Source organism: Rhodococcus sp. no. 34 (assembly GCF_054589475.1).
On sequence record NZ_BAAILK010000023.1, the window covers coordinates 218,174 to 241,797 of the forward strand.

Consider the following 23,624-nt stretch of genomic DNA (forward strand, 5'->3'; position numbering starts at 1 on the left):
ACGTGGTGCTCGAATAGCGTGACACTGGTCGACGGGAGACCCCTGCCGGCCACGCGAGGACTTGGAGGACACATGACCCGGATCGTGATCATCGGTGGCGGACCCGCCGGCTACGAGGCGGCACTGGTAGCCGCGCAGCACGGGGCCACGGTCACCCTGGTCGATTCGGACGGCGTCGGCGGTGCGTGTGTGCTGTTCGACTGTGTCCCGTCGAAGACGTTCATCGCGTCCACCGGGATCCGCACCGACATGCGTCGTGCATCCGACCTCGGCATTACTCTGGATCCGGAGCAGGCTTCGGTGTCACTGCCGAAGATCCACTCCCGAGTCAAGAGTCTCGCGTTGTCCCAGTCCTCGGACATTCGCGCACGGTTGCAGACGGTAGGCGTCGAGGTTCTCTCCGGCACCGCCGAACTGACCGATCCACTCCTCGGCATGGCAGCACACCAGGTTCGCGCGACGCTCGGAAGCGGCGAGCAGAAGACCATCGACGCAGACGTCGTGTTGATCGCCACCGGCGCCAGCCCCCGCATCATCCCGGGAGCCGAGCCCGACGGTGAGCGAATCATGACGTGGCGCCAGCTCTACGACTTGGACGAGCTTCCCGAGCACCTGGTCGTGGTCGGTTCCGGTGTCACCGGTGCCGAGTTCGTCTCCGCGTACACCGAGATGGGCGTCAAGGTCACGCTCGTGTCCAGTCGCGACCGTGTTCTGCCCGGCGAGGATGCCGATGCGGCGCTCGTGCTCGAGGACGCCCTCGCCGAGCGCGGTGTCACCCTCGTCAAGCACGCCCGCGCGGACGCCGTCGAGCGCACCGACAAGGGCATCGTCGTCAAGCTCTCCGACGGCCGCACGGTCGAAGGAAGCCACGCTCTGATGACCGTCGGTTCCGTCCCCAACATCAACGGTCTCGGCCTGGAGCGGGTCGGCATCGAGTTGGACAAGGGTGGATACCTGCGTGTCGACCGGGTCTCGCGCACCACGGTTTCCGGTATCTACGCCGCCGGTGACTGCACCGGACTGCTCCCGCTCGCGTCGGTGGCTGCGATGCAGGGACGTATCGCGATGTACCACGCACTGGGTGAAGGCGTCAGCCCGATCAAGCTGAAGACCGTCGCGTCGGCCGTCTTCACACGCCCCGAAATTGCAACGGTGGGTGTTTCGCAGGCAGCGATCGACAACGGAGAGGTGCCTGCGCGCACCGTCATGTTGCCGCTCAACACCAACCCGCGCGCCAAGATGTCCGGTTTGCGTCGCGGATTCGTGAAGATTTTCTGCCGCCCGGCTACCGGCGTGGTCATCGGCGGTGTTGTGGTCGCACCCACTGCTTCGGAATTGATCCTGCCGATCGCGATCGCCGTACAGAACAACCTGACGGTCAACGACCTGGCGCAGACGTTCTCGGTGTACCCGTCGCTGACCGGATCGATCACTGAGGCTGCTCGTCAGCTCATGCGTCACGACGACCTGGACTGACAACCGACCAGAGTCTTCTTACAATGTGGGAACTCTGTTTCATATACTGAAGTATTGGTGGGATAGTCGAGATACCGACCGAATCAAGGGTCGGTATCTCGGCGCTCTCCCGCCCCGTTGACCCAGGACGGCTCAGGGTGTTTTTCCTCTGACCTTCATTCTGCGTGCCTGGGAGCTTCATATGACACACGCCGCGCTGTCCGCTCGCATGGACGGACTCCGTAGTTCTGCAATTCGCGATCTGCTCACCCTGACTGCCCGGCCCGACGTCATCAGCTTGGCCGGCGGACTGCCCGATCCCGATTTCATTCCGCGGGAGCGAATCTCGAAGGCAGCCCACGACGCACTCGGTGACCCCTCGTCCGTTCAGTACGGCGAGACGTCAGGCCTGCGGCGCCTCCGTGAGGTGATCGCCGAGCGCGAATCATCCAAGATCGGGCGGACACTCGACGTGTCCGAAGTCGTGATCACCCACGGTTCTCAGCAAGGTTTGAGCTTGCTCGCGCAGGTCCTCCTCGACGCCGGTGACGTCGTGGTCGTGGAGGAACCGGCATATACCGGTGCGCTGCAGGTCTTTCGAACGGCGCAGGCCCGTCTCGTTCCCGTCCAGCTGGACGAGGACGGAATGGATACCGACGCGCTCGAGACGAAACTCGCCGCCGGTCTTCGGCCCAAAGTTGTTCACACCGTGAGCAATTTCCACAACCCGCGCGGCGCGGTGCTTTCGGCGCAGCGGCGAGCGCACTTGGCGGCACTGGCGGACCGATACGGGTTCTGGGTGCTCGAGGACGACCCGTACGGCGAACTGTACTTCGGCGAGAAACCGCCCGCACCGCTGGCGGCGTTGTCGGACAGGGTGATTCGGCTGTCCAGTGCTTCCAAAGTGTTGGCACCGGCGCTGCGCGTCGGCTGGCTGCACGGCGACCGAAAGGTCTGCGAGGCGGTCGAACTGATCAAGCAAGGCGCTGACCTGTGCGGGTCTTCGCTCACCCAGCAGATCGCCGCAGACCTCTTCTCCGACGTCGAATGGTTCGAAACGCACCTCGACAAGCTCCGGGAGGGTTACGGCGCCAGAGCGAAGGCGTTGGTCACGGCCGCCGAGACGGAATTGAGTGGGCGTGCACGCTTTTCCGAGGTCCGCGGCGGGATGTTCTGTTGGATGGATTTCGTCGACGACGTCGACACCACCGAACTCCTGGGTGCCGCGCTCGAGCACGGCGTGGCATTTGTCCCAGGTTCGGCCTTCGCGGTCGAAGCGGACCTTGGTCGAAGCGCTCGACTGTGTTTCGCGACGTATCCCGAAGCCGTGCTGGTCGATGCCGTCGGCAGGTTCCGGGACAGTGTCACCGCAGGTACAGCCTGACTTTGTCGATAGTGTTGCGGAGCAGATCGATCTCCGTACCGGACGGCGGGGTGGTGACGGTGACGTGGTCGGCGACGGCCAGATCCCATCCCGTCGCCTCTCGCACCTGATCGACCGAGATGCCTTCGTGGACACTGGTCAGCTCCAACTCGCCGCCGGGGCCCTGGTGTGTCAGGACACCGAGGTTGGTGAACACCTTTGTCACTCCTGCACCTGCCGGCATGATGCCCTTTCCGCTGGCGTGGGCGCGGGCGGGGCTGGGTGAGGTGCAGAAGTCGAGCGCGGCCGGAAAGGAACTGAGGTCGTGGCGACGCATCACGACGAAGATCTCGGCGGCGTTCGCGATGATCTCGACGGCCCCGCCTGCTCCGGGCAGTCTGACCGTCGGGTTCTTCCAGTCACCGATGAAACTTGTGTTCAGGCTTCCCGTTCGATCGATTTGAGCGGCCCCGAGAAAACCGACGTCGACGTTGCCACCTTGCAGGACATAACCGAAGAGTGCGGCCATACTGAGCACGGATTCGGCGCCGGAGACCACGACGGAGTCGGCGATACCTTCGGCCATCGCCGACGGATGCGCGCCGCACACTCCGGATTCGTAGATCAGTTCTACGTCCGGGTTCGACGTGTGGCGCGCGAGATCGACTGCGAGCGTGGGGAGCCCGACTCCGGCGAAGACCCGGCGCTTACCCGCCAACTCGCGTGCCGCGACGGCGACGATCGTTTCGGTGGAGGTGGTGTTACCGCTGACAATCGTGGTGGTCACAGTCTGCTCCCGTAGTCGACAGGTGTGGAGAGTTTTGATCCGACCTCGAGATCCGACCAGTAGTCAGCTCCGAGCTTGGCGAGATATTCGTCGTGATCGCCGAGTGTGTACACCCATTCGTCGAGCCAATTTCTCAGCAACGAAGGGTCTTTGGAAATCTCGGTCCAGCGTCGGTAGAAGCCGCAATCGCGGTCGTAGTATCCCTGTGCGTACGACGGGTGCGCGCCGCGCGGGCAGACGACAACCGCGTCGACGGCGTGCGAGGGAATCAGAGTTCGGCTCGGATCTGACCTGATGACCTCGTCGTCGACCAGCTCTTCCACAACGACGATCGCCTTCTTCGCGGCGTAAACGGCTTCTTGCTGCACCCCGGCGATGCCCCAGATCTGTGCGTTCCCGGACGTGTCCGCTCGCTGTGCGCCGATGATCGTCACATCCGGATTCAACGGCGGCACAACGTAGACGCTCCCGCCGCCGTACGGATCCTCGACGAGTCGCAGTTGTGGGTTGAGTGCGGGTAGATCACTACCGGCGTACGACCGCAGCGGGAAGAAGGGAAGCCTGGCCGCTCCCGCCTGATACCGGCACACCATGCCGTAATGACTGTATTCCTCGACTTCGAGGGGGAGCGGGTCCTGGTTCTCGATGCGTCTGCGTAACTCGTACAGAGAACCTGCGGAGCCGCTGGCGAAGAACGAGGCAACCAGCTTTCGGACGCAGCCGGCGGCGACGAGTTGATCGGAAACGATGTCCGGCGTCATCCGGCAGAGGGTGAGGTCCTTTCTGCCCTGCCGGATGATCTCGTGTGCCGCGGCAAAAGGAATGAGATGCGAAAATCCCTCCAGCGCAACGGTCATCCCGTCTTCGACGTATCGGCCGACGGCCTCTTTCATCGAGAGGGTCTTGTCCACGTGTGTACCTCTTCTTGTTCTTTCGCGCACTCGGTCGGTTTCGGAACTTGACATGTTCGGCCGGTGTGGCGCAACAATGTCGGGTGGAAATTCATCAGATCAACGCTTTTCTCGCGGTGGCTGAGGAGCTACATTTCGGCCGTGCGGCGCAGCGGCTTCGGATTGCGCAACCGCCGCTGAGTCGAACGATCAGGCAATTCGAGAAACAGCTCGGTTCGCCGTTGTTCGATCGGAGCACTCGAACTGTGCGGCTCACTGCTGCCGGTGAAGCGCTGCTGCTTCCGGCGCGCGAGATTCTGGACGCGTGCCGGATGGCCGAGATCGCGGTGTCTGCGGCAGGCAAGGGAACGACAGGTCGCGTTCGCCTGGGTTTCGCGGGGACTTCTTCGCATCTGCTCGTCGGGCGGTGGGCGAAATTGGTGAGAAAGACGAATCCCGGTATCGAATTCGTGCTCGACAGTTCCGCTTTCGCGAACGAGGCGTTGTTGATGCTGCTCGATCGACGACTCGACATCGGGATGGTGCGGTGGACCGTACCGCCGCTCGGGATCACGTCGAGATTGATCGCCGAGGAGAACTTTCTGGTGGCCATGTCCAAAGACCACCCGTTGGCGTCGAGGGACTCGGTTCGGTTGATCGAATTGGAGTCCGAGAATTGGGTGACGCTTCCGGCGGAGCCAGGTTCGATTCTGCGGGAGTCTCTGCTCACTGCCTCGAAGAACGCAGGGTTCCTGGCTCGAATCGTGCAGACGGCACCGGATTCGATGTCGTTGATCGCGCTGGTGTCCGCGGAAATCGGATGCTCGTTGACCATTTCCTCGGTGGCCCAGAGCATCGTGAATCCTGATGTTGTCTTTGTTCCGGTCATGGACCCACCTCCTCCTCTTCAACTGCGTATCGCCTGGCGAGAAGGAGACGACAGACCTGCTCTTCTCGAAGTGTTGAAATTGTCCGAGCAGGCGCTGCCGTCCCTGGCCTAGACGGTTGCCCGACCGGTAGGAATCTCACCCGCTTCGGACTTCGGCGAGTTCGCAATATCGACAAGAGTGTTTTCCAGTTCGAGTTCGTCGTAGTCCGCTTGTTCGGCCGTCGAGAGTTCGCCCGCGTTGTAGCCGGTACGTCGGAGCAGGAGCAGGGTGCAGATCAGTGAGACAAGGGCGTACAGCCCGGATACGATCGCGACCCCGACGATATTGCCTGACGTGTTGAGCATCCACTGCGCCAGTACGGGAGTTCCGCCGCCGACGACAAGGGAACACAGCTGGTACGCCGTCGACAGACCGGTGTAACGGATGTTGGCGGGGAAGGCCCGAGCGAGAACGCCGGCGATGGCGCCGTAGAACATCGAGTGCGGGATCGTGGCCAGACACATTGCGACGACTGCAATGGTGAAGTTCCCGGTTCTGATGGCGAAGAACATCGCGGGCATGAGAACGAACTCCGGTATCACCATCAGACACATGGCTTTTCGCATGTCGATCTTGGAGACCAGGACGGCACCGAAAGGTTGGACGATGAACTGCACGACGAGCGCGATCGCGATGGCGGCCAGGAACGTTCCTCGATCGTATCCGAGTTCTTTTGTAGCCCAGGACAATGCGAAGGTGTTCTTGAAATAGGTGACCTGGGCGAGGGGGAGTGCGCCGGCGCCGAGGAGAACCAGTACCCAGTGCTTGCGCAAGACTTCGGCGAGCGGAAGCTTGACGACCTTCTTGCGTGCGAGAACGGCCTTCATCTCGTCCGACTCTTCGAGTTTGAGGCGAATGATCATCCCGAGAATGACCAGCACCGCCGAGATGATGAACGGGATGCGCCATCCGTACAGGAGGAACGACGGCGTCGGCATCGAGGACAGAAGGAAGAACGCGATGGTGGCCAACAGATTTCCGGCGGGTGATCCCTGTTGGGCGAACGCGGAGTAGAGGATGCTCTTGCCCTTCGGTGCATTCTCGCTGGCAATGAGCACTGCGCCGCCCCACTCGCCACCGACCGCGACTCCTTGGATGACGCGAAGGGTGACCAGACCGATCGGCGCCCAGATCCCGACCTGTGCGTAGGTGGGGAGGAGTCCGATGCCTACCGTGGCGACACCCATCATCATCAAGGTGATGACGAGAGTGTTCTTGCGTCCGATCCGGTCGCCGAGGTGACCGAAGATGATCCCGCCGATCGGCCTGGCGAGGAAGCCTGCCCAGAGTGTGATGAAGGCGAGGAGAGTGCCGACTCCGTTCGGGAGAGTGTCGGAGAAGAAGACGTCGCCGAATACCAGGGCAGCGGCAGTGCCGTAGATGTAGAAGTCGTACCACTCGATAGTGGTTCCGATGAACGAAGCGATACCGGCTCTTCGCGCCTTGGCGTTGATCTCCTCGGAACTGCGAGTGGGTGAACTCATGCGTGGCGACCTTTCTCTGCAACATTCGCGGCGCCGAAACGTGGCGTGCCTGAATGAGATTCGCAGAGTGGTGTAGGTCACGTCCAATACCAACTTGGTCGCCTATTGATACCTCAGGAGTATCAATAGGCGACCATGATCAGCTCTTCCGGTATGGAAGGATCGGGGTGATTACTCGGACCAGTTGTACGTCCGCTCGACGGCCTTGTTCCACTCCGCGTACAGCCGTGACCTTTCGGACTCGTCCATCGCCGGTTCCCAGGTTTGGCCGACGGCCCAGTTGTTGCGGATGTCTTCGGTGTCGGCCCAATAACCGATGGCGAGGCCCGCAGCGTATGCGGCACCGAGAGCTGTCGTTTCGTTGACCACCGGGCGGATGACGGGAACTCCGAGGATGTCCGACTGGAACTGCATCAGGGTTTCGTTGACCACCATGCCGCCGTCGACCTTCAGCGCGGACAGTTCGACTCCCGAATCCGCTCGCATGGCGTCGATGACCTCGCGGGTCTGGTATGCCGTCGCCTCGAGCGCTGCGCGGGCCAGGTGTCCCTTGTTGACGAAGCGCGTCAGACCGACGATGACACCCCGGGCATCCGGTCGCCACCGAGGTGCGAACAGCCCGGAGAACGCGGGCACGAAGTAGGCGCCGCCGTTGTCGTCGACACTTGCGGCGAGCGGCTCGATGTCCTTGGCGTTCTGAATGATTCCGAGATTGTCTCGAAGCCACTGGACCAAGGAACCCGTCACGGCGACGGAACCTTCGAGTGCGTAGACGGCAGGGGCTTCGCCGAGTTTGTAGCAGACGGTCGTCAGTAGTCCGTGCTTGCTGTGCACCGGCTTCGTGCCAGTATTGAGAAGCATGAAATTGCCGGTGCCGTAGGTGTTCTTGGCTTCACCCTCGGAGAGGCAGGCCTGGCCGAATGTGGCTGCCTGCTGGTCACCGAGGATTCCGGCGACCGGCACACCGGCGAGATTGCCGCGTGGACGTCCTGTGCCGTAGACCTCTGAGGAACTACGGATTTCCGGGAGCATCGACATCGGGATTCCGAAGTCCGCACAGATCGATTCGTCCCACTGGAGGGTCTCGAGATCCATCAGCATCGTGCGTGACGCATTGGTGACATCTGTCACGTGGACGCCCTCGGTCAGGTTCCACACGATCCACGTGTCGACAGTGCCGAAGCACAATTCGCCGGCCTCCGCTTTTGCTTTCGCACCGTCGACGTTGTCGAGAATCCAGCGGATCTTCGGCCCGGCGAAGTAGGTCGAGAGTGGTAGTCCGGTCTTGTCTCGATACTTGTCCGGACCCTCGTCGCCGCCCAGTTCGACACACAGTTGATCCGTGCGCGTGTCCTGCCACACGATCGCGTTGTAGATCGGCTTACCCGTCGAACGTTCCCAAACGACGGTTGTCTCACGCTGATTCGTGATTCCGACGGCAGCGATGTCGGCCCGCGTGAGATCGACCTTCGCGAGAGCGCCGGCCACCACCTCCCGAGTGTTGATCCACAGCGCCACCGGATCGTGCTCGACCCAACCTGCTCGCGGGAAAATCTGCTCGTGTTCTTTCTGCGCAACGCTCACCACGGCGCCGTCGTGATCGAAGATCATGCAGCGGCTCGACGTCGTGCCTTGGTCGATGGCGGCGATGTATTGATTCACTGTGCTCCTAGGTTCGGGCGTGTTCGCAGTAATCCGTGCGCTGTCGCAGTATGTGGATCAAGCTACTAGCCTGTAAACGGATTCGTCGTCGACTTACAGGAGACCGGGTTGAGTAAGCAGCAAGGTGCGCAGTTTCTCGGCCCGCAGCAGCGCGAAGCTGCTTGGGAACAACTTCAGACCGAGCAATTCGACGTCGTCGTGGTGGGCGGTGGTGTTGTCGGTGTCGGAGCGGCCCTCGATGCGGCCACCCGCGGGCTCAAGGTTGCGTTGGTCGAGGCCCGTGACTACGCATCCGGTACGTCCAGTCGCTCGTCGAAGATGTTCCACGGCGGTCTCCGCTATCTCGAGCAACTAGAATTCGGCCTCGTTCGTGAGGCGTTGCGTGAGCGCGAACTCTCGCTGACCACGCTCGCTCCGCACCTGGTCAAGCCGCTGAAGTTTCTGTTCCCCTTGGCTCACCGAGTGTGGGAACGCCCGTACATGGCCGCGGGAATCTTCCTCTACGACCGGATGGGCGGCGCCAAATCGGTCCCCTCCCAGAAGCACTTGACCCGGGCGGGCGCACTGCGCATGTCGCCGAGCCTCAAGCGCAGTTCACTGACCGGTGGCATCCAGTACTACGACACCGTCGTCGACGACGCTCGGCACACCATGACCGTTGCACGGACCGCGGCCCACTACGGCGCGGTCGTCCGAACATCGACGCAGGTCGTGGGATTTCTGCGTGAAGCGGACCGAGTCTCGGGAGTTCGTGTTCGCGACTGCGAAGACGGCCGTACCGCGGAGGTCAAGGGTCACGTCGTCATCAATGCAACCGGTGTCTGGACGGACGAAATCCAGGCCCTCTCACGTCAGCGCGGACGGTTCCGGGTGCGAGCGTCGAAGGGCGTACACATCGTCGTCCCGCGCGATCGCATCGTCAGTGAAGCCGCCATCATCCTGCGTACCGAGAAGTCGGTGCTGTTCGTCATTCCGTGGGGCAGTCACTGGATCATCGGCACCACGGACACCGACTGGAACTTGGATCTCGCTCACCCAGCGGCAACGAAAGCAGATATCGACTACATCCTCGGCCACGTGAACTCCGTTCTGGTCACGCCGCTGACGCACGCCGACATCGACGGTGTCTACGCAGGCCTGCGTCCGCTGCTTGCCGGTGAGAGCGACGAGACGTCGAAGCTCTCGCGCGAGCACGCTGTTGCCCGTGTGGCTCCAGGCCTGGTCGCCATCGCCGGCGGAAAGTACACGACGTATCGGGTCATGGCGGAAGACGCCGTCGACGTCGCAGCAGAAGACATTCCGGCGCGAGTGGCATCGTCGATCACGGAGAAGGTGCCGCTCGTCGGCGCCGACGGATACTTCGCGTTGATCAATCAGACTGTGCAACTGGGCGAGCAGTACGGCTTGCATCCGTATCGCGTCAAGCACTTGCTCGACCGCTACGGTTCACTCATCACGGAGGTCCTCGAACTCGGCCGACAGACGCCGGAGTTGTTGCAGCCCATCACAGATGCCCCCGATTACCTTCAGGTCGAGGCTGTGTACGCCGCCGCGGCCGAGGGTGCATTGCACCTCGACGACATCCTGGCTCGCCGCATGCGCATCGCAATCGAGTACCCGCATCGTGGTGTCAACTGTGCGCAACAGGTTGCCGGATTGGTTGCCCCGATTCTCGGTTGGGATGCCGCCACCGTCGAGCGCGAGGTCGACACGTACCGAGCGCGCGTCGAAGCGGAGATCGAGTCGCAGACCCAGCCGGACGACGAGTCGGCCGACGCCTTGCGCGCCGCAGCGCCGGAGTCTCGGGCCGAGATCCTCGAACCCGTCGTCGTGGTGCCGGATCGGGTCTGAGTCGCCCGTCGTTTGTTCTCGGTCTGTCGCGGGTAGGCGGATGTCGAATCACCACCCGTGTCAGCACAGACCGGTCGAGCGTCGCCCAGGAGGATCCCAATGTTCGGTAGTCGGTCGAGATCTGCTGAGGAACACATAGCCACTGCCTATCTGGTCACTCACCTGTGCGGAGCGATGGTAGGGCTGCAACTCTCGCGGTCGCTCTCGGACTCGTACGGCGCGTGGGCCGACGGTGAGCTGGACTCGTTGCCGGGTGAGCTCGAGTACGAGATCGAGCAGCTGCTGCAACTGATCGAGGACACCCAGGGCATATCTCTGCCGCGGTACTCCAAGATCGACGCGACGGTCAATCGGATCAGGCGCCTCGTCCATGTCGACGCCATCTGGCGCAACCGTCTCGTGAAGCTGGCAACTCTCGAGATCATGCGGACCGCTCTGTGCGGCAAGAGTGCGATGTGGGAGGTCCTGAGAGACATTCCGGCCGGGGAGACGGAGGAGCAGTACCGCGAGCTCAACGACCTGGTGTCCAAGCAGATCACCACCGTCACGGCTCTGCATCACCGCGCGGCTACGGAAGCTTTTCAGGGGACGGACGGGCGGGAATCGGCGAGCGGCGGCGACCCCATCCGCTCGAGTAAGTAAGGTTTGTACCGTTCGGTGAAGAATTCGATGAACGGTAGACCCCGAGGTGTATGGAGATGGCTGAGCGCGACCAAGCACTGACAGAACCCACGGCAGTGTTCGCGGCGTTGGCGGAGATCCTCTACTCCGCCGCAGACAGCGCCGAGGTGTACTCCGCGATCTGTTCGGCGGCTGTCGAGTTGATTCCCGGTTGCGATCACGCAAGCCTGATGCTGCGACGGGGAAACACCAACGTCACGGTAGCGGCAAGCGACGAGATCGCCGAGCATGCAGACGATCTCGAACGTGCGACTGGCGAGGGGCCGTGCATCGACGCCCTCGACACGGAGGCGCCGCAGCTGGAGTCAGATCTTCGCACTCCGAATCAGTGGCCCGAGTTCGCTCGGAAAGTAGTGGCAGAGACACCCATTCGTGGCTCGATGGGGTTCCGACTGATGGTCGATCGTCAGAAGTTCGGTGCCCTCAACCTCTTCTCCGACACTCCGGGAGCATTCACGGAAACTGTTGCCGACCACGCGATCATGTTGGCATCGTTTGCATCCGTGGCCGTCACCGCGCTGAACCGAGGAGAGGATGCCGACTCGCTGCGGCGAGGCCTGGCGAGCAGTCGCGAAATCGGTCAGGCCGTCGGTCTGCTGATGGCATTGCATCGGGTGTCCGACGACGAGGCCTTCGACATTCTGGTGCGAACCTCGCAGAACATGAACGTCAAGATCGCCGAGTTGGCGCGCAAGGTCATCGTCCAGCATCGTTCGACTCTGGACTGAGCGCTTCGTTAGCCCCGGGAGAGCCGAGGAGTTGAGATCGCTTGCGATCCACCGTCTCTCGAAGAGCTGTCACCACCGCTGCGACTTCCGGGCGGCGCAAGGATTCAGAACGAGCCACCAACCAGTACGAAAGTCTGACTTCGATGTGAGCGGGCAGCACGCGAATCAGATCGTCGTGCTGCTCAGCCATGAAGCAGGGGAGCAGGCCGATGCCGGCACCCGCGCGCGTTGCCTCGATGTGGACGAACACGTTGGTGGACGTGACGGCCTCGCGCATGGAAACCGTGAGCTTGCGAGCCAGATCGAGTTCGTCGACCTGCAGCATCGAGTCGATGAAATACACGAGCGAGTGTGCGGCCAGATCTTCGGCACTTTCGGGAACTGCATTCTGACGTAGATACTCTCGGGAGGCATACAAACCCAGCGCGTAGTCGGCCAGATGGACGGCCTCGGCGCGGTGAACTTGAGGTTTGCCGACAACAACCTCGATGTCGAGCCCCGAGCGTATCTGCGACGCCTTTCTGGTCGCGACGACTATCTCCACGCTCACGCGAGGATGGCGTCTGCGAACCGCTGCGCCGGCGGGGGCCGCGATGTATGCGCTGAAGCCGTCGGTGGCCGAGACCCGCACGACGCCGTCGAGTTGCTGCTGACCGGTGGAGTCGAGCGCCAGTTCGTTCACCGCGGCCTCGATGCGCTCGGCCGCGCTGAGGGCTTGTCTGCCCAGGTCGGTCAACTCCCAGCCGCCGGACGAGCGGACCAGTACACGGCCGCCGAGGCTCTTCTCGAGCGAGGCGATGCGGCGCGAAATGGTGGTGTGGTTGAGGCCCAGGTCGTCGGCGGCGGTGTTGAAGCGGCCGGTGCGACCGACCGCGAGAAGCACCAGTAGGTCGTCCGGGCTCAGTCCGAGTGTCATATCTGCATTTTTGCACCTGTATGGTGCGAGATTTGTCATTGTCGTGCCAAGAATCTGCACCGATACTCATCGAGTCACAAAAAATGTGCGAGCGGTCACATTCCTGATCGTGAAGAGCAGGCGAATCGCGAACTGAAGACGAGGGAGTCCACGATGAGCGTCGACAACATGCCGAAACCCGAGAGCCAAGCCCCACCATCGGGGCTGAAGAAGGTGGTCGGCGCCTCGATGGCGGGCACCGTGGTCGAGTGGTACGAGTTCTTTCTGTACGGCACGGCGGCCACGCTGGTCTTCAGCAAAGTCTTCTTTCCTGGCGGCGGCAACGAGCTGGATGCGATCATCGCGGCTTTCATCACCTACGCCGTCGGATTCGCCGCCCGGCCACTCGGCGGAATCGTCTTCGGATATTTCGGAGACAAGTTCGGCCGGAAGCAGTTGTTGCAGTTCAGTTTGCTGCTGGTCGGCGCCGCAACGTTCTTGATGGGCTGCCTACCGACCTACGGTCAGATCGGCTACTGGGCGCCGGCACTGCTGGTCACGCTGCGCTTCATCCAAGGATTTGCTGTCGGCGGCGAATGGGGTGGGGCGGTACTCCTTGTCGCCGAGCACAGCCCGAATCGATCTCGTGGGTTCTGGTCGTCCTGGCCTCAGGCCGGCGTACCCATGGGCAACCTGGTGGCCACTGTCGTGCTGTTGATCCTGACGTCGACGCTCTCGGACGAATCCTTCATGAGTTGGGGCTGGCGCGTTGCCTTCTGGCTCTCCGCGGTGATCGTTCTGGTCGGGTACTACGTTCGGACCAAGGTCACCGACGCTCCCATTTTCATTGCGGCGCAGAAGGAAGCAGAACTGGTCAAGGCAACCTCGTACAGCGTTTTCGAGGTGGTCAAGCGTTACCCGCGCGGAGTGTTGACCGCGATGGGCCTGCGTTTCGCCGAAAACGTCATGTACTACCTCGTGGTGACCTTCTCGATCACCTACCTCAAGGTCGTCGTTCATGCGGACACGGCGCACATCCTCTGGTGGATGCTGATGGCACATGCCGTGCACTTCACAGTGATTCCGTTGGTAGGCAAACTGTCCGACACGATCGGTCGACGTCCGGTGTACATGATCGGCGCCGTCACCGCTGGAACATGGGGATTCTTCGCCTTTCCGATGATGAACAGCGGGCACAATGCAGTCATCTTGTCGGCAATCATCATCGGGCTTGTGTTCCACGCGTTCATGTACGCCGGCCAACCCGCGATCATGGCCGAGATGTTCCCGACCCGGATGCGCTATTCCGGTGTCTCCCTGGGATATCAGGTCACGTCGATCGTGGCAGGTTCACTGGCTCCGATCATCGCGACCGGACTGCTGAGCAAGTTCGACTCCTCGGTCCCCATCGCGATCTATCTCCTGCTGGCATCCCTGGTCACTATCGTCGCAGTCGTTTTCGCGCGGGAGACCAAGGGAATCTCGCTCGAGTCCGTCGATGCTGCCGACGCACGAGTGCTCGCCGACGAGCGGGCCGGTGTTTCCGCATGATGCTCTCCGGCAAAACGGCACTGGTCACCGGTGGTGCCAGCGGTATCGGCGAGGCGTGTGCTCGACTCCTTGCCGCCCGCGGCGCCCACGTCACCGTCGCTGATCTCGACGACGTCGCCGCGAAGGCGCTGGCCGACGAGATCGACGGCATTGCGTGGGCCGTCGATCTCCTCGACACCGACCAACTCGTGGATCTGGCACTCGAGACGGACATACTTGTCAACAACGCCGGCATTCAACGGGTCAGTCCCATCGAGGATTTCGACGTCGAGGACTTCCGGAAGATTCAACGCCTCATGGTCGAAGCGCCGTTCCTCCTGGTCAGAGCGGCCCTGCCGTACATGTACCGCAAAGGATTCGGGCGCATCGTCAACATTTCCTCGGTCCACGGGCTCCGCGCTTCGGCATTCAAGAGTGCGTACGTCACGGCAAAGCACGGACTCGAAGGCCTGTCGAAAGTTGTTGCGCTCGAGGGTGCCCCACACGGTGTCACCAGTAACTGTGTCAATCCGGGCTACGTCCTGACACCACTCGTGCGATCCCAGATCTCCGACCAGGCAAAGGTTCACGGAATCAGTGAATCCGAGGTTGTCGAGAAGGTGATGCTCACCGAGAGCGCGATCAAACGGATGGTCGAGCCCGCAGAAGTGGCATCGCTGGTGGGGTGGCTGGCATCGACCGAGGCGTCGATGGTGACGGGGGCTTCGTACACCATCGACGGCGGGTGGAGCGCCAGCTAGATCACTGGGGCTGCTGTGTTGTTCAAGCTGCCGGGTTCAGGCTTCGGGAATCTCGATTCCGAACTTCTCGCGGGTGATGACCTCGGGTTCGGGACCGCCGCGAACTCCGGTGTCGAGTGCGTCGATTGCGGAGAGTTCTTCGGCGGTGAGTTCGAAGTCGAACACGTCGAAGTTCTCCGCGATCCGCGAGGGAGTCACCGACTTGGGGATCACCTGGCGGCCCTGCTGGAGGTGCCAGCGCAGCATCACCTGTGCAGGCGACTTGCCGTGAGCGGTCGCGATGGCGCCGATGGTGGCGTCCTCGAGGGTCGAGCCGTGGGAGCCGTCGCGGTAGAACGTGATTCCGCCGATCGGTGACCATGCCTGAGACAGAATCCCGTGATCGGCGTCGGCCTCGAGCAAAGTCGACTGCCTGAAGTACGGATGAACCTCGATCTGGTTGACCGCCGGCACCACGGACGTTGCGTCCAGGAGTCGGGTGAGGTGATCCGGCATGAAGTTACTGACTCCGATGGCGCGGACCTTGCCGTCGGCCAGAAGCGTTTCCAACGCCCTGTACGCGTCGATCGTGCGCTCGAACTCGCTCGGCAACGCCTGGTGGAGGATCAGGAGGTCGAGTTGTTCGACACCGAGTTTGCCTGCGCTCTTGTCGAAGGCATGCAGAGTCTCGTCGTATCCGTAGTCGGTGATCCAGACCTTCGACTCGACGAAGATGTCCGCGCGATCGAGTCCGGATCGCCGGATCGCCTCACCGACGCCCTTCTCGTTGCCGTAGGCCGCCGCAGTGTCGATATGGCGATAACCCGTCGACAGCGCGGACTCGACGGCGGCGACTGTTTCGTCCGGCGGCGTCTGGTACACGCCGAAGCCCAGCGCGGGGATGTCGACGCCGTTGTTCAGTTTCAGACTCGGGATGCTCATGTCGTCCACGGTAGCGGCGGCCGGTGGTTCGGCGGGAGTGACTGCTCAGCCGGGTAACGGCAGTACCCCTTCAGGCCTGGGGATTCGCGATCGGGGGACTCGTCAATGAGTGAGCACTATCTTCAACCCGACTATGAGGGTGGCGACGGCGGCGAGGCCGAACGCTGCCAGATGGGTGTTCGTACTGACTTTCTCGCCGTGCAGTCGGCTGATCACGTAACTGGTGGAACCGATCCGCAGGATCAAGACGATTTCCGCGATCAACTGCGCCGTCCGTGGTTCCAGGAAGTTGAACCACGCCGTCGCGAGAATGACGACAGGAACAACCGCAGAGGTGAGGATCGGGACGGAATCGCGAAGCGAGTCGATTCTCTCCGCGGTCGTCAGTCGGCGATCGTTGCGAATGCTCTCGCCGACGCCCTCGGCAAATGTGTGGGCGATGTATGTCGACAATGCCGTGCCGACCACAATCGCGGCGCCGAGCGATTCCTGAGATTTCGTCACCGGTATGAGTGCGGCGAGGACAAGAATGTTGCCGTAGATGTACGCGGTGGTCCTCGCCGCCACACGTTCTTGTCCCAGCGGCGCACCGTGAGACGTGATCGGACGGTTCAGCAGGGTTCGCAGGTCCCACTCCATGTTCAGAGCATGGCAGATCAGACCCTGGGGCTGTAGTGCATCGGGTTATCTCGCTGCTCGAGCGGGGGCAGGTTGCGCGCCGGTGTGTGGACCAGTGGTGCGTCGGAGGGGATTCGGCCGTCAGCTCGATCCCATCCCGCGCGAGCACGTGGCTGATACCGGTATCGCCACGGCACCAGAAGGAAGACGGCGTTGACGGTGCGGCCGACAGCGTTGTGAATTTTCTGATCGCGACTGGTCCACGAGTAGCCGAGTAGGTCTCGAACCGGTTGGTCGTACATTCCGACCGTCAGCCACACGAATCCGCGGGCGAGGGGGATTCGGGCGAGCCGCCACAACGGATCGGGTAGCCACGTCATGTACGGGGGCTTGCCGAGTCCCGACAGGTCGAGGACGTCGCGGGTCGCCTTGTTGTCTTCGAGTACGTTGCGGCACATGTGGTCCCAGTACTCCTGAAATGCTTCCCAGGTCTCGGGAACAGGGCGCATGCTCATCCCGTACAGGCGGTACCACTGAATGTGCTCGGTGAAGAGCTGACGTTTCTGGGCCTCGGTCAAGCCACCGGAGAAGTTCTCGGCAGTGACGATGGTGCCCATGAAGAACGTTGCGTGCGCCCAGTAGAAAGTGTCGGGATCGAGTGCGTGATACCGACGCCCCAACTTGTCGACGCCCTTGATTCGTGTGTGATAGCCGCGGACTTCTTCGGCTGTCTGCTGCGCGCGATCGCCGTCGAAGACCACGCCTGCAATGGGATACAGCGAGCGGTACAGCCGTTCCCACCGCTCGTCGAAGAATTGTGAATGCTCCTCGACTCCGGCGCCGAGGCCGGGGTGCATGTTCTGCATCGAACCGGCCCAGACGCCTTGCAGCATCCCGCGCCAGTCGCCGAAATACTTCCACGTCAGGGAATCCGGACCGAGGGGAACCGGGGTGCTGCTGTCGTCAAGTTGACTACGCATGTTGTCAGATTAGGATCGACAACAGCGGTAGTCAAGGATCGAATACCGGGTGCATTGAAGATCAAGTGTCGGCGAAGTGGGGAAGTTGTGAGCATCGAAGAACGCAGGGCCACTCGAAAGGCGACGTTGTTCGACGTCGGAGTGACACTGCTCGGTGCGGTCGACGGTCCGGCCGTCAACGTGCGTGCGGTCTGCAAGGCCGCCGGTTTGACCGAGCGGTACTTCTACGAAAGCTTCACCGATCGCGATCAGTACGTTGTCGCGGTCCACACGTTTGTCGCCGAGCGCGCGCAGTCGGCGCTTGCGTCGGCAGTGGAGTCGGAGACGACATCCGAGGCCGTCGCCACCGCTGCGGTCGACGCTTTCGTCAAGCTCATGGTCGACGATCCGGCGATGGGGAGAGTGCTCCTGATCGCCCCGCTCTCGGAACCCGTCCTGAGCGGCCGCGGTATCGAATCGATGCCGGCGTTCGTGGACCTCGTGTACGACCAGTTGTCCGAGATCGCTGATCCCGTGGACAAGCAACTGGTGGCAGTCGGATTGGTCGGGGCGTTGTTCACACTGTTCATCGGTTATCTGGACGGCACGATCGTCGTGGACCGTGATCGATTTGTCCGCCACTGCGTCAGGCTGCTGATCAACGCTAACCAGGCGTGAAGGGCTGGCAGGCCGGGCAGAAGAAGATATTTCGCTCGGTGAGCTGATCCGGTCCGAGGGTGTCTTCTCTGATGCGAGTTCCGCAACGGCGGCATGGTTTTCCGCGTCTGCCGTACACCCATGTCTGCCTACCGGGGCGGGTGTCGCCGGTGGTGACCCGGATGCGACGTGACTTGTTGACGTTGATGGTGCGAAAAGACAGATCCACTATCGCGTCGAGATTCCCCGCGAGATGTGTCGGCGTTTTCGGGTGAATACCTCGTAGGAAGCAGATCTCGTTTCGGTACACGTTGCCCAGTCCGGCCATCACCCGCTGATCCAGGAGCGCGATTCCGATCGGTACGGAGTCGGCAGCCCGAAGATTTCGGGCGGCCACGGAACTGTCCCAATCGGTCCCGAGCAGATCCGGTCCGAGATGTCCGACGGCCTCCTGTTCCTGCCCGAGTTCGAGGATCTCGGTGATTCCCAGTGAAAAGCCAACTGCTACAGAGTCTTCGGTGGCCAAGATGATGCGCGCTTGATGGGCGGGTCGGCGCCAGCGCTCGCCGGGGCGATAAATCTGCCACTGACCTTCCATCTTCAGATGCGTGTGAATGGACGCTTCGCCCACTCGGATCAGGAGATGTTTTCCGCGGCTCGCGACGGAATCCACGCGGTGGCCCGAGAGATCAACCGTGGCGTAACGAGGAACGCGGACGTCGCAGGTGGTGAGTACCTTCTCGGCCAGGGCAGCGCGCAGTTCATTGGCGGCCCGCCACACGGTATCGCCCTCAGGCATGGTCGCCGCACCCACACTTCAGGATCTCAACTGCCACGATCCCAATCATCATGACCCCAATCCTCATGACCGCAACCGGAATCCGCGAGGGGTGGCCGCGAAGCCGGCTTCGACCAGGACCGGAGCAAAATCGTTGCCGTGGATGGTCTCTCCGTCGACCTTCTCCACTACCAACTTGTCGATGGCGCGAGAAGTCACCTTCTGAGCAAGTGACAGTGCTGCCAGGCGCAGCGTTCCGCCGTCGTCGGTGAATGTCAGGATCGTGCGACCGCCGCGCTCGACGAACAGAACCAACTCACCCTCCACCAGAACTACCAGTGCGCCGGCTTTTCGTCCGGGTCGGTGTCCTGGTGACTCTTCGCCCCCCGACGCCGGCCACGGTAGTGCGGCGCCGTACGGGTTTGCCGGATCGCACGCCGCGAGAGTGACTGCAGCCGAGGAGGTGTGGCGCCCCTCGATGGAATCACCGAACGTCCGCAAGCGGTCCACCACGGGAGGCGTCGAGAATTGAGCGCCGCCCAGGGTGTCCACGAAGTATCCGCGTCGAGCGCGCCCGTTGTCCTCGAACGTGCTCAGTACCTTGTAGATCAACGCGAAACCGCCCGGCACGTTCTCGCTCATCACCGAACCGCGGGTGACGACGCCGTATCGTTCGAGCAGCAGATCAGCCGTGGCGTGCGCCCGGATAGTGGGGTCAGGTTCGATACCTGGCAGCTGGAACCACCGACCGGAGGCGGTTGCCGGTCCCGTGCGCGCGGGCGTGGTAGCGCGGGCCATTCCGCGGTACGGACGGGCCCGAGGAACACGGCGAGGTGATCGGTGACTGGTTGTTGTTCTGGTGGTGTCGGAGAGAAGTGCGCGCAGCGGTGCAACGGTGTCGTTACCGATGTGTCCGAGCCACACCAACTCCCACAGCGCCGTCGTCACCGCACTGTCGACCGTGTCCGCAGCCGACTCCGTAGTTCGCAACGCGTCGACCAACTGGCGGAAGAAGTAGGCACCGCCGCCGGACAGCAGGTCGAGGATGCGCTTCTGCAATTCCGAGACGTCGGTGTCGGCGGGCGAATTGAGCGTGATCGGTGCCAGGTCGGCGGGGTGCAGCACCACCCACCCGTCTTTGCCCGAGATAGCTCCCGATCCGGACCACAGGACTTCACCCGTCGACGTGAGTTCGTCCAACATCGCGGGAGAGTAGTCGGCAACTCGGCTCGGCAGGATCAACGATTCGAGAGCGGACGCCGGAATCGGAACGCCGGCAAGTTGATCGACCACCGTTGCAACACCGTCGATTCCTCGCAGCGTGCCGCCCACGTGCTGCCAACTGGGAAGGAATCGCCCGAGCGTCGCGGTGCTGACCGGCTCGACCTCCTGCCGTGCCGCGGCGAGCGAGCGACGCCGCAAGCGACGCAGGACCTCGGCGTCGCACCATTCGCTCCCGGTTGCAGACGGGCGGAATTCACCTTCCAGGACCCGCTTTTCGAGCGCGAGCCGACCGAGAACGTCACGCGCGACTGATACTCCGAGACCGAAGCGTGCAGCCGCGTCGGCGAGAGTGAAGGGACCGTGGGTGCGGGCGTACCGGCTCAGGAGGTCGTCGAGTGGTTGATCGACCGGCTCGATGAACGCGGCCGGAACGCCGATGGGTAGGGGAACGCCGAGTCCATCGCGAAGCCGCGCTGCATCTTCGACGACGGTCCACCAGCTCTCGCCCGCATACGAGACGTGGAGGGCACGTTTGTCCGTAACCAACTTCTCGAGCCATGAGACCGGGTCCTCGAGACAGCGTTCGGTGACTTCTTCGGTGGTCAGCGGGCCGAGCATGCGGAGGAGGTCGGCAACACCCTCGAGGTCCTTGGCCTTTCGGTCAGGGACGAGCCGTTGCAGTTCACGTTCGGCCTGCTCGATCACTCCGGCGTCGAGGAGCTCGCGCAGTTCGACGCGGCCGAGGAGTTCGGCCAACAGCGTGGAGTCCAAGGACAAAGCGGCGGCGCGTCGCTCGGCGAGGGGGCTGTCGCCCTCGTACATGAACGCACCCACGTAGTTGAACAGGAGCGCACTGGCGAACGGAGACGGAGAGGCCGTCTCCACCTCGACGATTCGAATCTGCCTTTTCTCGATCTTGCCGAACAATTCCTTCAGTGCAGGCAGGTCGTAAACGTCCTGCAAGCACTCGCGTACGGTCTCGAGCAGGATCGGGAAGGTCGGGAACTTGCGGGCGACGTCCAGCAGTTGCGCCGACCGCTGACGCTGCTGCCACAGTGGTGCACGTTTTCCGGGATTGCGGCGGGGGAGAAGCAGTGCGCGGGCGGCACATTCGCGGAATCGGGAAGCGAAGAGCGCGGAGCCGCCCACCTCCTGGGTGACCAGATCTTCGATGTCCTCGACGTCGAAGGTGAACAGTTCGGCGCCGGGAGGTTCGTTCTCGGTGTCGGGGAGTCGGATGATGATGCCGTCGTCGGAGGCCGTCGGGCTGGAATCGACGCCGTATCGTTCCTGCAGGCGCGCCCCGATGGCGAGGGCCCACGGTGCGTGAACCCGTTGGCCGTACGGGGAATGCAGCACCAGACGCCAGTCACCGAGTTCGTCGCGGAAGCGTTCGACCACCAGGGTTCGATCCGACGGCACCTGCCCGGTGGCATTCTTCTGCTCACCGACGAGTTGGATCAGGTTGGTAGTCGCGTTGTGATCGAGCCCGCCCACGCGGCAACGCTCGACGACGTCGGCTTCGTTGCCGAGAGCCGTTTCGCGGACGAACTGCCCCAACGCCTGTCCGAGTTCGGCGGGGCGACCGAGTCCGTCGCCGTGCCAGAAGGGCAAACGACCCGGCATGCCGTAGGCGGGGCTGACCAGAACCCGATCGAAGGTGATCTCCTCGATCCGCCAACTGGTGGCGCCGAGCGCAAAGACGTCGCCGACCCGGGATTCGTAGACCATTTCCTCGTCGAGTTCGCCGACGCGGGACGCTTTCTCGCCAACCATGTAGACGGTGAAGAGGCCGCGGTCGGGGATTGCGCCGCCGGAAGTGACGGCCAAACGCTGCGAACCCGGGCGGCCCGTGAGCGTGTTGGACTCACGATCCCAGACAAGGCGAGGACGTAATTCGGCGAACTCGTCCGAGGGGTACCGCCCCGCCAGCAAGTCCAGAGTCGATTCGTACGCCGAACGGGGAAGCGTTGCAAAGGAACCGCTTCGGCGCACCGTCTCGAACCAGTCGTCGACGTCGATCGGTTCGAGAGCGGTGGCCGCAACAGTTTGCTGAGCGAGGATGTCGAGGGGATTGGCCGGAACGGCCATCGCTTCGATCTTGCCTTCGACCATGCGCTCGACGGTCACCGCGCAATGAATCAGGTCGGTGCGATGCTTGGGGAAGACGACGCCTCGCGATATCTCGCCGACCTGGTGGCCGGCGCGACCGACACGTTGCAGGCCGCTGGCAACAGAAGGCGGTGCCTCCACCTGGATGACCAAGTCGACGGCGCCCATGTCGATTCCGAGTTCGAGACTGCTGGTGGCGACGACGCATCGCAATCGACCCGATTTGAGGTCGTCTTCGATGAGGGCTCGCTGGTCTTTGCTGACCGATCCGTGGTGGGCGCGAGCAAGGAGGGGTTCTGCGCCGTAGTTGACCTCGGTGGGAGCCCCGATCTGCGCGGGCGGGCGAGATGTTTTCTCGACGGCCAGACCGATGCGTTCTGCATGAATCTCGTTGAGCCTGGCTGTCAATCGTTCGGCGAGGCGACGAGAGTTGGCGAACACGATGGACGATCGGTGGTCGAGAACGAGGTCGACGATCTGTTCCTCGACGTGGGGCCAGATCGAACCGGCTTGCGGGGTGGGAGATTCGGAACCGTCGTCCGGCGTCGCGATCCCCAGTTCGGTCATGTCCTCGACGGGAACACGGACCGTGAGGTCGAAGGTCTTGGCGGCAGGCGGTGCCACGATCCGGATGGGTGCCGAACCGGCGAGGAACCGCCCGATCTCCTCGTGCGGACGGACAGTGGCCGACAATCCGATGCGTTGCGCCGGACGCTCGAGCAAGCCGTCCAGGCGTTCCAGTGAGAGCGCGAGGTGAGAGCCGCGCTTGGTGCCCGCCACCGCGTGAACCTCGTCGACGATCACGGTGTCGACACCGACCAGTGTTTCCCGGGCAGCGGAGGTGAGCATCAGGAACAACGACTCAGGCGTGGTGATCAGGATGTCCGGGGGTCGTTTGATCAACGAGCGCCGATCGGCCTGGGACGTATCACCGGAACGGACACCGACGGTGATCTCGGGCGGAGTGAGGCCTAGACGCTTCGCCGTCTGCGTGATGCCGACCAGCGGCGCGCGAAGGTTCCGCTCGACGTCCACACCCAGCGCTTTGAGCGGCGAAATGTAGAGGACTTTGGTGGCTCGTTCGCCTTCGTCCTTGGCGGCGAGTTGATCGAGGGCCCACAGGAACGCCGACAATGTCTTGCCGGAGCCGGTGGGTGCGACGACAAGTGTGTGAGAGCCACTCGCGATGGATTCCCAGGCGCCGAGCTGCGCAGCAGTCGGAGCGCTGAAAGCGCCGCCGAACCACTCGCGTGTGGCGGGCGAGAACCTACCGAGGACGTTGGTCACGACCACCATATTGCCCCTTCCCACCGACAGCGTGTTCGTGCCTGCAGCCGAA

The 23,624-nt window shown here is 62.7% G+C and carries 19 protein-coding genes; 9 read left to right on the top strand and 10 right to left on the bottom strand.

Annotated features, from left to right (window positions below; translation table 11 throughout):
- Nucleotides 1-72: 72 nt before the first annotated feature.
- Nucleotides 73-1,476, top strand: coding sequence for an NAD(P)H-quinone dehydrogenase (locus ACYP01_RS07015; RefSeq protein ID WP_459679113.1), 1,404 nt, complete (start codon nt 73-75; stop codon nt 1,474-1,476).
- 181 nt (nt 1,477-1,657) lie between these two features.
- Nucleotides 1,658-2,839, top strand: a complete 1,182-nt coding sequence (locus ACYP01_RS07020) for an aminotransferase-like domain-containing protein (RefSeq protein WP_003940841.1) — start codon at nt 1,658-1,660, stop codon at nt 2,837-2,839.
- Here the strand turns inward: ACYP01_RS07020 and ACYP01_RS07025 are convergent.
- Nucleotides 2,820-3,605 (bottom strand): CoA-transferase subunit beta, encoded by a 786-nt coding sequence (locus tag ACYP01_RS07025; RefSeq protein WP_003940707.1) that lies wholly within the window; start codon nt 3,603-3,605, stop codon nt 2,820-2,822. The genes ACYP01_RS07020 and ACYP01_RS07025 overlap by 20 nt on opposite strands.
- Nucleotides 3,602-4,516: a CoA transferase subunit A gene (locus tag ACYP01_RS07030; protein WP_003940930.1), complete on the bottom strand. Its 915-nt coding sequence runs from the start codon at nt 4,514-4,516 to the stop codon at nt 3,602-3,604. The genes ACYP01_RS07025 and ACYP01_RS07030 overlap by 4 nt, the downstream gene beginning before the upstream one ends.
- 83 nt (nt 4,517-4,599) lie before the next feature.
- Between ACYP01_RS07030 and ACYP01_RS07035 the strand changes: the two genes are divergently transcribed.
- Complete coding sequence (locus tag ACYP01_RS07035; RefSeq protein WP_030535055.1) at nt 4,600-5,496, top strand: LysR substrate-binding domain-containing protein; 897 nt, start codon at nt 4,600-4,602, stop codon at nt 5,494-5,496.
- Here the strand turns inward: ACYP01_RS07035 and ACYP01_RS07040 are convergent.
- Entirely contained in the window at nt 5,493-6,908 is a 1,416-nt protein-coding gene (locus tag ACYP01_RS07040; RefSeq protein ID WP_459679118.1) for an MFS transporter, read from the bottom strand. The genes ACYP01_RS07035 and ACYP01_RS07040 overlap by 4 nt on opposite strands.
- 171 nt (nt 6,909-7,079) lie before the next feature.
- Nucleotides 7,080-8,570, bottom strand: a complete 1,491-nt coding sequence (gene glpK, locus ACYP01_RS07045) for a glycerol kinase GlpK (protein ID WP_042449616.1) — start codon at nt 8,568-8,570, stop codon at nt 7,080-7,082.
- 108 nt (nt 8,571-8,678) lie between these two features.
- On the opposite strand from glpK, the gene ACYP01_RS07050 reads away from it, so the two are divergent.
- From ACYP01_RS07050 to ACYP01_RS07060, 3 genes are all read left to right on the top strand, one after another.
- Entirely contained in the window at nt 8,679-10,421 is a 1,743-nt protein-coding gene (locus tag ACYP01_RS07050; protein WP_003940825.1) for a glycerol-3-phosphate dehydrogenase/oxidase, read from the top strand.
- Between the two features lie 99 nt (nt 10,422-10,520).
- A complete protein-coding gene (locus ACYP01_RS07055) occupies nt 10,521-11,063 on the top strand; it encodes a hypothetical protein (RefSeq protein WP_003940921.1) in 543 nt (180 codons plus the stop codon).
- A 50-nt stretch (nt 11,064-11,113) separates the two neighbouring features.
- A complete protein-coding gene (locus ACYP01_RS07060) occupies nt 11,114-11,830 on the top strand; it encodes a GAF and ANTAR domain-containing protein (protein ID WP_003940742.1) in 717 nt (238 codons plus the stop codon).
- Here ACYP01_RS07060 and ACYP01_RS07065 read toward each other — a convergent pair.
- A complete protein-coding gene (locus tag ACYP01_RS07065) occupies nt 11,799-12,746 on the bottom strand; it encodes a LysR family transcriptional regulator (protein WP_373938199.1) in 948 nt (315 codons plus the stop codon). The genes ACYP01_RS07060 and ACYP01_RS07065 overlap by 32 nt on opposite strands.
- Before the next feature lie 153 nt (nt 12,747-12,899).
- Between ACYP01_RS07065 and ACYP01_RS07070 the strand changes: the two genes are divergently transcribed.
- Nucleotides 12,900-14,276, top strand: a complete 1,377-nt coding sequence (locus tag ACYP01_RS07070; RefSeq protein WP_218695227.1) for an MFS transporter — start codon at nt 12,900-12,902, stop codon at nt 14,274-14,276.
- Nucleotides 14,273-15,016, top strand: a complete 744-nt coding sequence (locus ACYP01_RS07075; RefSeq protein WP_459679123.1) for a 3-hydroxybutyrate dehydrogenase — start codon at nt 14,273-14,275, stop codon at nt 15,014-15,016. Before ACYP01_RS07070 ends, ACYP01_RS07075 begins: the two co-directional genes overlap by 4 nt.
- Before the next feature lie 36 nt (nt 15,017-15,052).
- Here the strand turns inward: ACYP01_RS07075 and ACYP01_RS07080 are convergent, their stop codons facing one another.
- The 3 genes from ACYP01_RS07080 to ACYP01_RS07090 all read right to left on the bottom strand — a co-directional run bounded on the left by ACYP01_RS07080 (nt 15,053) and on the right by ACYP01_RS07090 (nt 17,535).
- Nucleotides 15,053-15,937, bottom strand: coding sequence for an aldo/keto reductase (locus ACYP01_RS07080; RefSeq protein WP_459679125.1), 885 nt, complete (start codon nt 15,935-15,937; stop codon nt 15,053-15,055).
- A 102-nt stretch (nt 15,938-16,039) separates the two neighbouring features.
- Nucleotides 16,040-16,576 (bottom strand): hypothetical protein, encoded by a 537-nt coding sequence (locus tag ACYP01_RS07085; protein WP_003940745.1) that lies wholly within the window; start codon nt 16,574-16,576, stop codon nt 16,040-16,042.
- 17 nt (nt 16,577-16,593) lie between these two features.
- Nucleotides 16,594-17,535, bottom strand: coding sequence for an oxygenase MpaB family protein (locus tag ACYP01_RS07090; RefSeq protein ID WP_459679127.1), 942 nt, complete (start codon nt 17,533-17,535; stop codon nt 16,594-16,596).
- Nucleotides 17,536-17,622: 87 nt separating this feature from the next.
- On the opposite strand from ACYP01_RS07090, the gene ACYP01_RS07095 reads away from it, so the two are divergent.
- Complete coding sequence (locus ACYP01_RS07095; protein ID WP_007727263.1) at nt 17,623-18,192, top strand: TetR/AcrR family transcriptional regulator; 570 nt, start codon at nt 17,623-17,625, stop codon at nt 18,190-18,192.
- On the opposite strand, the gene ACYP01_RS07100 is transcribed toward ACYP01_RS07095, so the two are convergent.
- Together ACYP01_RS07100 and ACYP01_RS07105 are read right to left on the bottom strand one after the other, a co-directional pair.
- A complete protein-coding gene (locus ACYP01_RS07100; RefSeq protein ID WP_030535047.1) occupies nt 18,179-18,970 on the bottom strand; it encodes a DNA-formamidopyrimidine glycosylase family protein in 792 nt (263 codons plus the stop codon). The genes ACYP01_RS07095 and ACYP01_RS07100 overlap by 14 nt on opposite strands.
- 63 nt (nt 18,971-19,033) lie before the next feature.
- Nucleotides 19,034-23,581, bottom strand: coding sequence for an ATP-dependent helicase (locus ACYP01_RS07105; RefSeq protein WP_387385142.1), 4,548 nt, complete (start codon nt 23,579-23,581; stop codon nt 19,034-19,036).
- Between the last annotated feature and the right edge of the window lie 43 nt (nt 23,582-23,624).